Annotated in this window: 17 protein-coding genes; 9 read left to right on the top strand and 8 right to left on the bottom strand. The window is 36.3% G+C overall.

The genetic code is table 11. The features are described 5' to 3' along the window. Together gldI and Q0947_RS08200 are read right to left on the bottom strand one after the other, a co-directional pair. Positions 1-549 carry a gliding motility-associated peptidyl-prolyl isomerase GldI gene (gldI, locus tag Q0947_RS08205; protein ID WP_299395346.1) on the bottom strand — a complete coding sequence of 183 codons (549 nt, stop codon included), beginning with the start codon at positions 547-549 and terminating at the stop codon, positions 1-3. Next, positions 546-1,562 carry a bifunctional oligoribonuclease/PAP phosphatase NrnA gene (locus Q0947_RS08200; protein ID WP_299395341.1) on the bottom strand — a complete coding sequence of 339 codons (1,017 nt, stop codon included), beginning with the start codon at positions 1,560-1,562 and terminating at the stop codon, positions 546-548. Before Q0947_RS08200 ends, gldI begins: the two co-directional genes overlap by 4 nt. Positions 1,563-1,719: 157 nt before the next feature. Between Q0947_RS08200 and Q0947_RS08195 the strand changes: the two genes are divergently transcribed. Continuing rightward, positions 1,720-2,139, top strand: a complete 420-nt coding sequence (locus Q0947_RS08195; protein ID WP_299395337.1) for a nucleoside-diphosphate kinase — start codon at positions 1,720-1,722, stop codon at positions 2,137-2,139. A gap of 126 nt (positions 2,140-2,265) precedes the next feature. Here Q0947_RS08195 and Q0947_RS08190 read toward each other — a convergent pair whose 3' ends face one another. The 4 genes from Q0947_RS08190 to Q0947_RS08175 form a co-directional block, all read right to left on the bottom strand. Then, positions 2,266-2,457, bottom strand: a complete 192-nt coding sequence (locus tag Q0947_RS08190; RefSeq protein ID WP_299395332.1) for a cold-shock protein — start codon at positions 2,455-2,457, stop codon at positions 2,266-2,268. Between the two features lie 264 nt (positions 2,458-2,721). Beyond that, positions 2,722-3,018, bottom strand: a complete 297-nt coding sequence (locus Q0947_RS08185) for a DUF721 domain-containing protein (protein ID WP_299395328.1) — start codon at positions 3,016-3,018, stop codon at positions 2,722-2,724. A 74-nt stretch (positions 3,019-3,092) separates the two neighbouring features. Then, a complete protein-coding gene (locus Q0947_RS08180) occupies positions 3,093-3,512 on the bottom strand; it encodes a lipocalin family protein (protein WP_299395324.1) in 420 nt (139 codons plus the stop codon). A 37-nt stretch (positions 3,513-3,549) separates the two neighbouring features. After that, positions 3,550-4,629 carry a DNA replication/repair protein RecF gene (locus Q0947_RS08175; protein ID WP_299395320.1) on the bottom strand — a complete coding sequence of 360 codons (1,080 nt, stop codon included), beginning with the start codon at positions 4,627-4,629 and terminating at the stop codon, positions 3,550-3,552. 134 nt (positions 4,630-4,763) lie between these two features. Between Q0947_RS08175 and Q0947_RS08170 the strand changes: the two genes are divergently transcribed. The 8 genes from Q0947_RS08170 (at position 4,764) to Q0947_RS08135 (ending at position 11,397) form a co-directional block, all read left to right on the top strand. After that, positions 4,764-5,531: a tol-pal system YbgF family protein gene (locus Q0947_RS08170; protein WP_299395315.1), complete on the top strand. Its 768-nt coding sequence runs from the start codon at positions 4,764-4,766 to the stop codon at positions 5,529-5,531. Between the two features lie 4 nt (positions 5,532-5,535). Then, positions 5,536-6,021 (top strand): 6,7-dimethyl-8-ribityllumazine synthase, encoded by a 486-nt coding sequence (ribH, locus tag Q0947_RS08165; RefSeq protein WP_299395314.1) that lies wholly within the window; start codon positions 5,536-5,538, stop codon positions 6,019-6,021. A gap of 354 nt (positions 6,022-6,375) precedes the next feature. Beyond that, the gene (locus tag Q0947_RS08160) at positions 6,376-6,585 is read left to right on the top strand and encodes a hypothetical protein (RefSeq protein ID WP_299395309.1); all 210 of its coding nucleotides are present in this window, start codon (positions 6,376-6,378) and stop codon (positions 6,583-6,585) included. A 5-nt stretch (positions 6,586-6,590) separates the two neighbouring features. After that, positions 6,591-6,872 (top strand): riboflavin synthase subunit beta, encoded by a 282-nt coding sequence (locus Q0947_RS08155; RefSeq protein WP_299395305.1) that lies wholly within the window; start codon positions 6,591-6,593, stop codon positions 6,870-6,872. Then, the gene (mutL, locus tag Q0947_RS08150; RefSeq protein WP_299395300.1) at positions 6,872-8,722 is read left to right on the top strand and encodes a DNA mismatch repair endonuclease MutL; all 1,851 of its coding nucleotides are present in this window, start codon (positions 6,872-6,874) and stop codon (positions 8,720-8,722) included. The genes Q0947_RS08155 and mutL overlap by 1 nt, the downstream gene beginning before the upstream one ends. 28 nt (positions 8,723-8,750) lie before the next feature. Then, a complete protein-coding gene (locus Q0947_RS08145; RefSeq protein WP_299395295.1) occupies positions 8,751-9,500 on the top strand; it encodes a rhomboid family intramembrane serine protease in 750 nt (249 codons plus the stop codon). Then, on the top strand, positions 9,497-10,369 hold the full coding sequence (locus Q0947_RS08140) for a rhomboid family intramembrane serine protease (protein ID WP_299395291.1): 873 nt from the start codon (positions 9,497-9,499) through the stop codon (positions 10,367-10,369). Before Q0947_RS08145 ends, Q0947_RS08140 begins: the two co-directional genes overlap by 4 nt. Before the next feature lie 5 nt (positions 10,370-10,374). Continuing rightward, on the top strand, positions 10,375-11,397 hold the full coding sequence (locus Q0947_RS08135; protein ID WP_299395286.1) for an endonuclease/exonuclease/phosphatase family protein: 1,023 nt from the start codon (positions 10,375-10,377) through the stop codon (positions 11,395-11,397). A gap of 159 nt (positions 11,398-11,556) precedes the next feature. On the opposite strand, the gene Q0947_RS08130 is transcribed toward Q0947_RS08135, so the two are convergent. Both Q0947_RS08130 and Q0947_RS08125 read right to left on the bottom strand, forming a co-directional pair. Beyond that, on the bottom strand, positions 11,557-11,877 hold the full coding sequence (locus tag Q0947_RS08130; protein ID WP_299395279.1) for a DUF6122 family protein: 321 nt from the start codon (positions 11,875-11,877) through the stop codon (positions 11,557-11,559). Further along, on the bottom strand, positions 11,877-12,497 hold the full coding sequence (locus Q0947_RS08125; RefSeq protein ID WP_299395274.1) for a WbqC family protein: 621 nt from the start codon (positions 12,495-12,497) through the stop codon (positions 11,877-11,879). The genes Q0947_RS08130 and Q0947_RS08125 overlap by 1 nt, the downstream gene beginning before the upstream one ends. Positions 12,498-12,505: the final 8 nt, after the last annotated feature.

Raw genomic sequence — 12,505 nt, 5'->3', positions numbered from 1 at the left:
TTAATCGTTTTGGTTTTGAATTATTGAATTTACGGTCACTTCGCATATCACGGGAGTGTTTGTGCCAATTTTGTTCTTGTCACCGTAGTAACCGTAAGCTTTTTGAGAAGGAAATAAAAAGGTGACAGTTTCACCTGGTTTCATGAGTTTTAAACCTTCTCGAAGTCCTGTAAATAGCTCTTCCTGATCCATCGCATAATCACGAGGATGGATGTCTTCATCAGAATAAATATCATTACCATTAAAATCTTTCACATCATAATCAAAGTTAACGATGTCTCCAAACGAAGGAGTGATGGTGTCTTTTTCTACTTTTGTATTGTAATAATACCAAAAGCCGCTTTCTGAAGCTATATAAGTTTTAGTAGTATCTGATGCGATGATGCTTTCAATCTTCGCAGTCTCTTCTGCGTTTAGTTTCTTATTACGCTCTGCCGATATTTTTATAAAAGAACCAGTTTTTTGAGATATTGGTTTTCTAGCTTCAGGAGACTTGCAGCTACTGATGCTGAGCGCTAAAGTGAAAATGAGAAGAATAGCTCTTATCATAAATTTAAGTTGTGTTTATACCTAGGCAATATACTAATAAATTTTTCAACAGTTTCATTTAAACCAAGGTCGCTTTTGCCTCCTGCTGCATTGGTGTGACCACCGCCGCCAAAGTTCTCGCGAGAGAATTCATTAACGGAAAAATCACCTTTGCTACGTAAAGAAATTTTTATAATTCCCTCTTGTTTATGCTCAATAAAAATGGCAGCAAAAACAATATCTTTAATAGATAAGCCATAATTGACAAAACCTTCAGTATCGCCTTTTCTGAAATTTGCAGCATTCAACTCTTCTTGAGTCAATGTAATATAGGCTGTTCTATATTCAGGCAGGATCTTTAAATTTTTAAGAGCGACTCCCAATAGTTGCAAACGTTCAAAACTGTTGGTGTCGTATATCGCGTTATAGATTTCTGAGTGATCCGCGCCTTTGTCAATCAAATCAGCTGCTACAATATGTGTTGTACTTGTAGATGAAGGAAACCTGAAAGAGCCTGTGTCAGTTAATATACCTGCATAAAGACATGTGGCAATGTTCGTATCAATGTCCTCCCCAGCGTCAAGCTTATTAATAAAATGATACACCATTTCACAGGTTGAGCTCATGGTAACATCACTATACATATATGTTGCGTAACCATCTGGTTGTTGGTGATGGTCGATCATGATTTTTAATGCTTTAGAATTTTCTAAGTGCTGTTCCATCTGTCCTGAGCGATGGAACGCATTGAAATCGAGTGTAAAAATGATGTCGGCTTGTTCAATTAAGGCCTCAGCATTTATTTTGTCAGATTCATGAATGATAACATGTTCATGTCCTGGTAACCATTTTAAAAAATCAGGATAATCATTGGGAGCAATCACTGTTGCTTTATGATTGTTCTTTGTAAGGAAGTGGTAAAGCCCCAAAGTAGAACCCATGGCGTCTCCATCTGGGTTTTTATGTGGAACAATTACGATGTGTTTTGGCGCCAATAATAGCGACTTAATTGCTTTAATATCGTGTTCAGTCATAGCTTGCGAAGATACAATTTTTTAATATCCATAATATGGTTTTTAGTGATAAATGCCGTACTTTTGCACGAAATTTATCAGTGGTTTACAAAATGTAAATCACTTAAAGGGCTTGTTTTATGCGAGTCCACCCTCTAAAATTAATTAAATTACAAATATGGCAACTAACAGAACATTTACAATGCTTAAGCCAGATGCAGTCGAAAAAGGACACATCGGTGCTATCTTAGAAAAAATCAGTGCTTCAGGCTTTAGAATTGTAGCATTAAAATTAACACACATGACCACTGCTGATGCAAAGGCTTTTTATGCTGTACACAGCGAAAGACCTTTCTACGGCGAATTGGTAGAATATATGACGCGTGGTCCTATTGTGGCTGCCGTTTTAGAAAAAGAAAATGCGGTTGAAGATTTCAGAACTTTAATTGGTGCAACCAATCCTGCTGATGCAGCTGAAGGAACAATCCGTAAACTTTATGCAGCTTCTATTGGTGAAAATGCTGTTCACGGAAGTGATAGTGATGAGAATGCAGCTATTGAAAGCGCTTTCCATTTTTCAGGAAGAGAAATGTTTTAAGGTTTAAAACGTTTTACATACAAAAAAAGCTTGGGACATTGTTCCAAGCTTTTTTTTGTATAGCATTGAAAGCAAAAAGGCCCGCAACAGTGTTGCGGGCCTTTAACATTTAAAAAAGCTTATATATTAGATAACTTTTACGTTAACTGCGTTTAATCCTTTTTTTCCTTCTGTAAGATCGAATTCAACTTCATCGCCTTCACGAATTTCGTCGATTAATCCTGAAATGTGAACAAAATGTTCTTTGTTGTTTCCTTCTTCTACGATAAAACCGAAGCCTTTAGCATCGTTGAAAAATTTTACTGTTCCTCTACTCATTGTAATAAATATTAAATTAATTGTAAATAATAAGTCAAAGATAATGCCAAAAAGGATACAAAGTGCTTTTTGGGCCATAATTATTTTTAAATGACCGAATTATGCCATTTTATTGAGGGTTTTCAATTACGGTAGAGAAGTGGTGTAATTAAATTTTAGATTGGAAATTAAAATATCGGAACGAAAGACAGTGAAAAAAGTGGTTTGATTTTCTGAGTGTGCTTTCTTAAATGACACCCTAAAAACCAGGAATCGGCATCAAAATTAACGCAATACCAATTTTTTGATAATGTCCTTGCCTAAAGATTCGTTGAGCATGGTAATAATTTTCTCCTTCCCATAACTCAATTCTTCGCGTAACACACTCGAACTTAATTGTACATAAAGTGTGTCTCGTTCCAACTGAATAGCTGTGGTGTAGTTGTTGACTCCATTGCCCATCATTTTCGCCCAAGCATCTCTCACGTTCACCTTGTCCAGTCCTGTTTGTAGTTTATTGGTGTCCACAAATTCTTGAAGAAGCTCGCTAATCGAAAGATTGTCTTTAGTGCGTTTTGCCATTGGGAATTGTTTTAGTTGCTATTAGTAGTTTTGATAAATGAAAAGCTCTGATTTTTAGAAAATAGTTTAACAACCTATTTCTCAACTGTTATAGGTTCAAAGCGCTTGTAAAGATACCTTACATTTTGCTCGTTTACAATCAAAAGTGCATCTTCCGTCGCATTTAAAACCGTTTCCTTCCATTGTGCGTATGGTGTGGTGTAATAGACGTTGAGACTATCGTTTTCTATTTTCAGTTTTAAACTTTCGGCGTCATCAGAGGTTGTATAGGTGCCGTCAAAACTTGGTTTCATCTTTTTTCTGAACCCAGTTAAACTGTCCGTTACGCTTAAATAATCGACAGTATCATTATAAGTGTAGTCACGTTTAGAGCCATCTGGCAAGGTCACTTCGTCAATTTCCCAATACCCATTTAAATGCGGGATGAAACTTTCCGGATTTTTGCCACATGCCATTACTAAGAAGAAGATGCTGTAAACTAATAATTTTTTCATTTTGAATTATTAAATAGTGATACGAGTATATTTTAGTTTAAAGTTTAAACATTTTATACGATTGATGAACTTGTTTGATGATGTTTTCGGTACGGTCAGCATGTGTGTCACTGATAAAAAGCTGTCCAAAATTTTCATTATCCACCAATTCGATAATTTGCGCCACTCGATTTTCATCTAATTTATCGAAAATATCATCTAATAATAAAATAGGAGAGACGCCACTTTGCTCTTTTATAAAATCAAATTGTGCTAATTTTAAAGCGATCAAAAACGATTTTTGCTGTCCTTGACTCCCGAATTTTTTAATAGGAAACCCGTCGATTTCAAAATTCAAATCGTCTTTATGAATGCCTACAGATGTATAGTGAAGCGCTTTGTCTTTATTAATATTGTTTTTTAAAAGTGAATTTAAATCGGCTTCAAACAAATCACTTTTATAGCTTAAATTCACTGGTTCCTGTTTGTTACTAATGGCGTTATAGCGTTCCTTAAAAATCGGAATAAACGTTTCCAAGAATGCTTTTCTTATGGTGAAAATTTCAGAACCATAATCATGCAATTGGTCGTTATAAACTTCCAATGTTTGCGCGTTAAAAGTGTTATTTAATGCGAAATACTTTAAAAGCGCATTACGCTGCTGAAGTATTTTGTTGTAATTAATGAGTTGGTTGAGGTAATTTTTATCACTTTGTGAGATAACACTGTCAATAAATTTACGTCTCGTTTCACTGCCTTCAATAATTAAATCTCTATCGGCTGGCGAAATAATCACTAAGGGAATAAAGCCAATATGATCGCTGAATTTTTCATACGCCTTTCCATTGCGCTTGATCATCTTTTTCTGACCTTTTTTAAGCGATACAATGATTTTTTCTTCACGCTCATCTTTCTCGAAAAGGCCTTCTACCACAAAGAATTCTTCTCCATGACGAATATTTTGTGAAGCGATAGGATTGAAATAACTTTTCCCAAAAGAGAGGTTATAAATGGCATCCAAGACATTCGTTTTTCCGATTCCATTGGCCCCCACAAAACAATTGATTTTCTTATCAAAAGTGAAGTCTTGACTGTCAAAATTCTTGTAATTCAGTAAGGAAAGTGAGTTTAAAACCATGTGAAATTTTCGCTTTTAAATAAGATTTTAATCAACTGTGCGAAAGGATGTGCAAATTATTGAAAAATAACAAATAATTTACCTTTTATATACCAATAAATATTATAATTTTGCGGCGCACAAATTACAATGATATGGCAACTTATAAGAAAAGAGGTTACAAACCAAAAACACAAGCTGAAAAAACTGAAGCTCTAGAGGATGACTCAACAACAGCAGAAGTATTTAACACCTTGGATGAGTCTGCTTCTAGAACGGAAGAATGGGCAGTAAAAAACCAAAAATATATTATTGGTGCTGTAGCGGTTATCGCTGTAGTTGTTTTAGGGTACTTAGGCTACAATAAATTTGTTGCTGAACCTAAAGCGAGTGAGGCAATGAACGAAATGTTCAAAGCTCAGCAATATTTTGAACAAGCAGTTAACGATACTAACGCTAAAGATTCTCTATACACATTGTCTTTAAACGGAGGTGAAGGGAAGTTTGGTATGTTGGATATCATCAACGAGTACGGTGGTACACCTGCTGCTAACTTGGCTAACTACTACGCTGGAATGGCTTACTACAATTTGAATGACTACCAAAATACGGTTAAATATTTAGGTGATTTTTCAAGTGATGATAAAATATTAGCACCTATTGCAAAAGGAAGAATCGGTGATGCTTTTGTTCAATTGAATCAACCAGAAGATGCATTGAGCTACTATGAAAAAGCAGCGAGCTTAAATAAAAACGAGTACACAACGCCAATGTATTTGTTTAAAGCGGGCACTGTTGCATTGACTTTAGGTAAGACTGAAAAAGCTCTTGATCATTTCAATACGATAAAAGAAAATTATCCTAATTCTACTGAAGCATCTAATATTGATGTGTTCATAGGACAGGCGCAAGCAAGTTTGTAAAAACATGGCAACAAAAAATCAAAATTTATCGGCTTACGATAAAAACACAATCCCAAATGCGAAGAACCTTCGGTTTGGGATTGTTGTTTCAGAATGGAATAGTAATATCACAGATAACCTTTACGAAGGTGCGCTAAATACGTTGGTAGAACACGGTGCGCTGTCTGAAAACATCATTAGCTGGCATGTTCCTGGTAGTTATGAGCTTATCTATGGTAGCAAAAAAATGCAAGAGCATATGGTGGATGCTGTGATTGCCATTGGATGTGTGATTCAAGGTGAGACTAAGCATTTCGACTTTGTTTGTGAAGCGGTTGCAAATGGGATTAAGGACTTGAATGTGATGCATGACACTCCAGTAATCTTTTGTGTATTGACTGATAATACCATGCAACAATCTATCGATAGATCGGGCGGGAAACACGGTAATAAAGGTGTTGAAGCTGCGGTTGCTGCTATTAAGATGGCGGTTTTGCGTCAGAACGCTTAGTTCAGTAGCCAGTAGGCAGTAAGCAGTCTTCAGTTGGCAGTCTTCAGTAGGCAGTATTCAGTAAGCAGTCTTCGGTAGGCAGTAGGCAGGTTTCAGTTGGCAGTAGGTTGAGCTGGGTGTCAACTGCGAATTCAGGAATGGCTGTCGTTTTATGTCATTGCTATTCTGTGTGATAGCATATGTGATATTTATTATTGAGATAATTATCATCTATTTTCCTATTAACATATCTTCGAGCTTCAAACCACATACTTGGAGTTTCGCGCTTCTTCTTAACATTTTTTAGCAGTTAAAACATCGTTTTTCCTCGTATTTTAAGTACATTTGAAGTTCACAAAGGCAAAGCGTTCAACCGTGAATTTATTTAAACAACGTCAACCTAAACGTTTCAGTTACACACCAAGGTATCTTAAAGAACAGCATCAGGACAAGTCCTATGAATTTGATCCTAAATGGCGTCAAAAAAACCAGCGCAATAAAAAGGCGCCAACGTTAGTCATACTTTTAATCATTTTAGGTATGGTAATTGGTGTTTGGTATGTTTTGAGTAACTACGAAATTTAGAAATTATGGGCATCTTTAAAACACGTCAAAATAAGAAATTTAACTATGTACCGCGTCACTATAAAGGTGAGGGGAATCCTTTTGAGATCAAACATAAATTTGATGATCACAGAAAGACCATAGGCAAAGTTGGCTTAAAAGGCACGTTAGAAAATGCTTTAGACGACTATAAAAACACGCCTGACCAAGCCGCAAACAAACGTACCCTGATTATTGTTGGAATTTTAATATTTATTTTCCTTTTAATCATCGGTTTTGATTTGTCAATATTCTTTCCAAAAGGCTAATGTCAGATATTATTCAACTTTTACCAGATCATGTTGCTAATCAAATTGCAGCAGGAGAGGTCGTGCAACGTCCTGCTTCTGTGGTCAAGGAATTACTTGAAAATGCCATTGATGCTGAAGCAACATCCATAAAATTAATTCTAAAAGATTCAGGAAAAACCCTTGTTCAAGTTATTGATAACGGAAAAGGCATGAGTCCAACAGATGCTCGATTGAGTTTTGAGCGTCATGCGACTTCAAAAATCCGCTCTGCTGACGATTTGTTCAGTTTAAATACGAAAGGGTTTAGAGGAGAGGCTTTAGCTAGTATCGCCGCTATTGCGCATGTGGAGCTGAAATCCAAACAGGAAGATGATGAACTCGGCACCTTGATCGCTATCGAAGGGAGTGAAATTAAAACTCAGGAAGTTACCGTTACACCTACAGGAACATCAATCGCTGTAAAACATTTGTTTTTCAATATTCCTGCACGTCGCAATTTTTTGAAATCCAATACAGTTGAATTACGTCATATTATTGATGAATTCCATCGCGTAGCGTTGGCACATCCTAATATTGCTTTTGCGATGTACCACAATGGGAGTGAGCTTTTCAATTTGTACGAAAGTAATTACCGCCAACGTGTGGTTCATATTTTTGGTTCAAAAACTAATGAAAAACTAGTACCTGTTGAAGAAACTACTGAAGTTTTGAAAATTTCAGGATTTGTAGGAAAACCACAGTTCGCCAAAAAAACAAAATCAGAACAGTTCTTTTTTGTCAATAATAGATTTATTAAAAGTCCATATCTCAATCATGCCATTAACGCAGCTTTTGAGGGACTGATCAAGGACGGCAATCATCCTATTTATTTTTTAAACTTAACGGTCGATCCAAAATCGATTGATATCAACATCCATCCGACAAAAACGGAAATTAAGTTTGATGATGAACATACGCTTTATGCTATTTTAAGGTCATCTGTAAAACATAGTTTGGGCCAATTCAACATTGCACCTGTTCTGGATTTTGAATACGATACCAATTTAGATACGCCGTACGATTATAAAGATAAAGGCGCCCAAACCCCAACAGTAGAGGTCGATCGCAATTATAATCCGTTTCGGGAAGAGCGTACACCTGGCAAACAGGTTACTGCTTTTAAAAAGCAAACGCTCAACAATTGGGACAGTTTGTATGTAGGTTTGGAATCAAAAGGGACTCGTGATTCTCATGATTTCAGTCAAGTGGAATTTGAAAGTGAGCCTGAAAACGTGTCGCTATTTGGTGATAAATTACAACACGAAAACACGCAAAGCACTTATCAATTTCAAAATAAATACATCATCAGCACCATTAAATCTGGCATGTTGATGATCGATCAGCATCGTGCACACCAACGTATATTGTACGAAGGTCTGTTGAAAAGCATGACGGTTAAGGAAGCTGTAAGTCAACAGTTGTTGTTTCCCCTACATTTACATTTTACAGGTGCAGAGTTGACTATTTTGAGGCAATTACAAAGCGATTTGGAAGCTACAGGTTTTGTGTTTTCGGCGATTGATGAAGAGCAGGTAGAGATTACCGGACTGCCAATAAATGTGCCTGACAGTGAAGTGTCTATCATTTTAGAACAACTTATTAGCGATGTAGAGCAGGAAGTGCCTGATAGTCATTTTAGCGCAACGGACCTCTTGGCAAAATCCATGGCGAAGAGTTTGGCCATTAAAACAGGGCAATCCTTATCAAATTTAGAGCAGGAACATTTAGTCAATAGTCTTTTTGCCTGCAAGGAGCCTTCTGTATCGCCTACTAATCGCGCTACATTTATTACGATGTCAATTGATGAGGTTGACAGAAAATTTATGTAATTTTAATTAACCTTTAGATCAAAGAAGCATGAGAGGAATTACAGATACCGTTAAGCATTTGCTCATTATAAATGTGTTGATGTTTATAGGTACACTTACCATTCAAAATGGGGTGTTTTATAATTGGTTCGCATTATATTTTCCTAAAAACGACTTATTTCAGCCTTGGCAGATCATCACCCACATGTTTATGCATGGTAATATGATGCACATTGCCTTTAATATGCTAGCTTTATGGATGTTTGGAACCGCAGTAGAACAGGTTTTTGGTGCTAAAAAGTTTATATTTTTCTATATATCAGCTGGTTTAGGAGCTGCTTTAGTGATGTTGGGCGTATATTATTTACAGTATTTACCTATGGAATCTGAAATGCTTGCAGCGGGATTCACATCTTCTGAAATTCACGAAACCCTGACCACAGGAAGAGTTATGGACGGTGCTAATGTGGCACAACGGGATTTATTACAGAGCATGTTCAACATCTTTAATTCATCAATGGTTGGTGCTTCAGGTGCTATCATGGGGGTTTTAGTAGCTTTCGGAATGTTATTTCCTGATGCGAAATTGATGCTTATCTTTTTACCTGTACCTATTAAAGCGAAATACTTTATTCCAGGAATTATCGCTTTAGATTTGATATCAGCTTTAACAGGAACGTCGTTTTTTAGCCCGAATAATACCGCCTATGCAGCGCATCTTGGTGGAGCATTAACCGGATTTTTGATGATGTGGTATTGGAAGAAAACACAATTCAATAAAAACCGTTGGGATAGATGACCTCATTAAATCAAGATATTCAAGAGAAATTGAGAAACCTCAATGTGCTCGAAAAAATAATCGCTATCAATGTGGTGGTTTTTTTAATTGGGTTAGTGCTGTCGCTGATTGTAACATCGGGGAGTAGCTTATATTGGTTAGAGTTGCCAAAAGATCTTGGAGAATTCATCTTTAAACCTTGGAGTATCATTACCTACGGATTTACGCATTATGGCTTGTTCCATATATTGTTCAACATGTTGGTGCTGTATTACGTATCTCAAATGATGCTTAATTTATTCGAATCTAAACTCACGCTAAAAATCTATTTCTTGGGTATCATCTTGGGCGGACTCTTTTTTCTTTTCGCTTACAATGTATTGCCTTTAAGTTTTTTGAAACCGGCAGGCGCTTTGGTTGGAGCATCCGTGGGTGTGAGGGCATTATTGATTTTCTTATGTGCCTATATGCCAAATACTCAAGTCAAGTTATTGATGTTTAATATCAAATTATGGCATTTGGGGGTTGCACTTGTAGGTTTTGATCTTATAGGACTTTTCGGAGCCAACCAAGGTGGAACTATTGCGCATTTAGGTGGTGTAGCGTTGGGGTATTTCTATGCCAAACAGCTGATTAAAGGGAATGATATTGGTGAAGGTTTTGAAAAGCTAATGGACTGGGTTTCCAATCTTTTTAAATCTAGTAATAAATCGCCTTTAAAAACCGTACACAAGCGCAAGTCTAATTCTGTTGCAGGTCATAATAAAAATGAGTTTAAAGAGTTTAATAAGCAAAAGCAAATAGATCTTATCCTGGATAAAATTAGCAAAAGTGGTTATGAAAGTCTGACTGAGGAGGAAAAAGCTTTTTTATTTAAAGCTAAAGACTAGGTGCGATGAAAAAACTCAACCTCTTTAATAAGTTTGTGTTTTTCTTAAATTCAATTGCAGCAACTACACTTTTGCTGTCATATATATTGCCTTATATTGAGCCGGAACGCTCCGCTTTTATCTCTGTTTTAAGTCTGACAGTACCATTTCTGATTATTGTCAATATCCTCTTTGTTATTTATTGGCTTCTAAATATTAAAAAGCAGCTGTTATTGTCCTTAATTGTGCTTTTAATAGGCTTCAATTACGTGAGTTCACTCTATAAAGTATCATCTTCCAAACAAGTAGAAGATGATCAAAACTTAGCGGTCATGAACTATAATGTGCGCTTATTCAATCTGTTTGAATGGTTGCCGAGTAAAAATGTCACTACTGAAATCAGTAAATTTATAGCCGATAAGAATCCTGATATTATTAGCATGCAGGAATATCGTCTTGATAACGATTTGCAGTTAAAGGAGTATTATAAGTTTGAAGTGCTTTCAGGAAAAAAAATTAAGAACGGTCAGGCTATCTTTTCTAAGTTTCCTATCATCAATAAAGGATCTATCGAGTTTCCTAACACTTATAACAACGCTATTTTTGTGGACGTGGTAAAGGGAAAGGATACCATCAGAATTTATAATGTACACCTGCAATCGCTTAAAATTGATGCGAATTCTGATCCATTGAAAAACGAAACTTCTGAAAATTTATTTAAGCGTGTTGGTAACACTTTTAGGCATCAACAGTCACAAGCAGATTTGTTTTTAGAACATAAGGCAAAGTGTAAATACAAGGTGATTGTTTGTGGCGATTTCAATAATACGGCCTATTCTTATGTGTATAATAAAATTAAAGGTGACGATTTAAGCGATGCGTTTGTGGAAGCTGGTAACGGTTTTGGGCGTACGTTTAATTTTAAGTTTTTCCCTGTGAGAATCGATTTTATAATGGCTGATAAAAACTTTGAAATCAATAGTTTTAAGACTTTTGAAGTTAAGCTTTCGGATCATTTCCCGATTATGAGTAAGGTGAAGGTGAAGTAAGGGGGGATTCAGTAGGCAGTATTCTGTCTGCAGTAGGCAGTTTTCAGTTTTCAGTAAGCAGTATTCAGTTGACGGGTGCTAATCAACAATCTTCAATCACCAATCATCAATCACCAATCACCAATCACCAATCATCAATCATCAATTCTCAACCAATCTTCAATTAAAATTCATCATCATCCAACAATCCGTGGCATCTGCGATCATGTGGATGACCAGTCCTAAACCGATGATTCTAGTTTTTTTGAAGAATAAGAATCCCACATAAACTACCATCGCATAATAGGTGTGTAGCGGATGGAAATTAATACTACAACGTCCAGGATCAAAAAGTGGCACTGCCAAAAGATGGTCTAAATCGATAATCATGGTAGCAATCATGATTAAAAAGGCGCGTTTCCAAACCGATTTAAAAAATAAAAGTGCAACTGCCAGAGGCACGCCAAAATGAATTCCGTAATGTATAAAGGATTGTAGCATTAGTGAGGTAGTTGCTGACGTTCCAAATATAACAATGCATTCGGACCTTCATTAAATATCAAATCGAGAACGCTCAGGTTTGGAATAAAGCCGTGTTTGTCATCAAAAACTTGAACATAGGTTTTTAATGGTTGTTCCTTTTCTTTTCTGTGATCTACCAAATAGCGGTAATCTGTTTTGGACTGCGGATGTAGTTCAAATTCAGTAGTCCTATCAAACTTTAAATCGTGTTGTAGGCATTCTAAAACAGCCTCGAGACATTTGAAGTTAAACGCCATCAAATTGGTTACTTCCTCTTGAAAAAGATGTATAAGATCATGTTCATAAAACTCAAAAAACGGAGAACTGCTGTAGGCTGACTGAATTGATTTCCAATGTAAATCCTGCCATTTTTCATCATTTGAGATGACAATATCCTTATACAGTTGTCTGTTTTTTTGCGAATAGACTACAGGAACGGTGAGTGGCATTCTGCCGTGGGCACCGTAGATAGTCATTCGGTTTCTATAGGTTTGCTTTTGATAATTATCGCACACTTCAAAGGTCACTTTTTTCGCTTGCACCATGGCGACGCATTGCGCAATACTCGGAAAATAGGTGGGATGAAGTAGAATGTCCATAATTGAAA

Origin of the sequence: uncultured Gelidibacter sp. (assembly GCF_947500795.1) — a bacterium.
Classification (GTDB): domain Bacteria; phylum Bacteroidota; class Bacteroidia; order Flavobacteriales; family Flavobacteriaceae; genus Gelidibacter.
Note: the sequence above shows the minus strand (reverse complement) of the source record. Positions and strands in the feature narration are given on the sequence as shown.

Coding starts and splice junctions, on each gene's coding strand:
- gldI (WP_299395346.1), bottom strand. CDS start 549: ATGATAAGAGCTATTCTTCTCATTTTCACTTTAGCGCTCAGCATCAGT.
- Q0947_RS08200 (WP_299395341.1), bottom strand. CDS start 1,562: ATGACTGAACACGATATTAAAGCAATTAAGTCGCTATTATTGGCGCCA.
- Q0947_RS08195 (WP_299395337.1), top strand. CDS start 1,720: ATGGCAACTAACAGAACATTTACAATGCTTAAGCCAGATGCAGTCGAA.
- Q0947_RS08190 (WP_299395332.1), bottom strand. CDS start 2,457: ATGAGTAGAGGAACAGTAAAATTTTTCAACGATGCTAAAGGCTTCGGT.
- Q0947_RS08185 (WP_299395328.1), bottom strand. CDS start 3,018: ATGGCAAAACGCACTAAAGACAATCTTTCGATTAGCGAGCTTCTTCAA.
- Q0947_RS08180 (WP_299395324.1), bottom strand. CDS start 3,512: ATGAAAAAATTATTAGTTTACAGCATCTTCTTCTTAGTAATGGCATGT.
- Q0947_RS08175 (WP_299395320.1), bottom strand. CDS start 4,629: ATGGTTTTAAACTCACTTTCCTTACTGAATTACAAGAATTTTGACAGT.
- Q0947_RS08170 (WP_299395315.1), top strand. CDS start 4,764: ATGGCAACTTATAAGAAAAGAGGTTACAAACCAAAAACACAAGCTGAA.
- ribH (WP_299395314.1), top strand. CDS start 5,536: ATGGCAACAAAAAATCAAAATTTATCGGCTTACGATAAAAACACAATC.
- Q0947_RS08155 (WP_299395305.1), top strand. CDS start 6,591: ATGGGCATCTTTAAAACACGTCAAAATAAGAAATTTAACTATGTACCG.
- mutL (WP_299395300.1), top strand. CDS start 6,872: ATGTCAGATATTATTCAACTTTTACCAGATCATGTTGCTAATCAAATT.
- Q0947_RS08145 (WP_299395295.1), top strand. CDS start 8,751: ATGAGAGGAATTACAGATACCGTTAAGCATTTGCTCATTATAAATGTG.
- Q0947_RS08140 (WP_299395291.1), top strand. CDS start 9,497: ATGACCTCATTAAATCAAGATATTCAAGAGAAATTGAGAAACCTCAAT.
- Q0947_RS08135 (WP_299395286.1), top strand. CDS start 10,375: ATGAAAAAACTCAACCTCTTTAATAAGTTTGTGTTTTTCTTAAATTCA.
- Q0947_RS08130 (WP_299395279.1), bottom strand. CDS start 11,877: ATGCTACAATCCTTTATACATTACGGAATTCATTTTGGCGTGCCTCTG.
- Q0947_RS08125 (WP_299395274.1), bottom strand. CDS start 12,497: ATGGACATTCTACTTCATCCCACCTATTTTCCGAGTATTGCGCAATGC.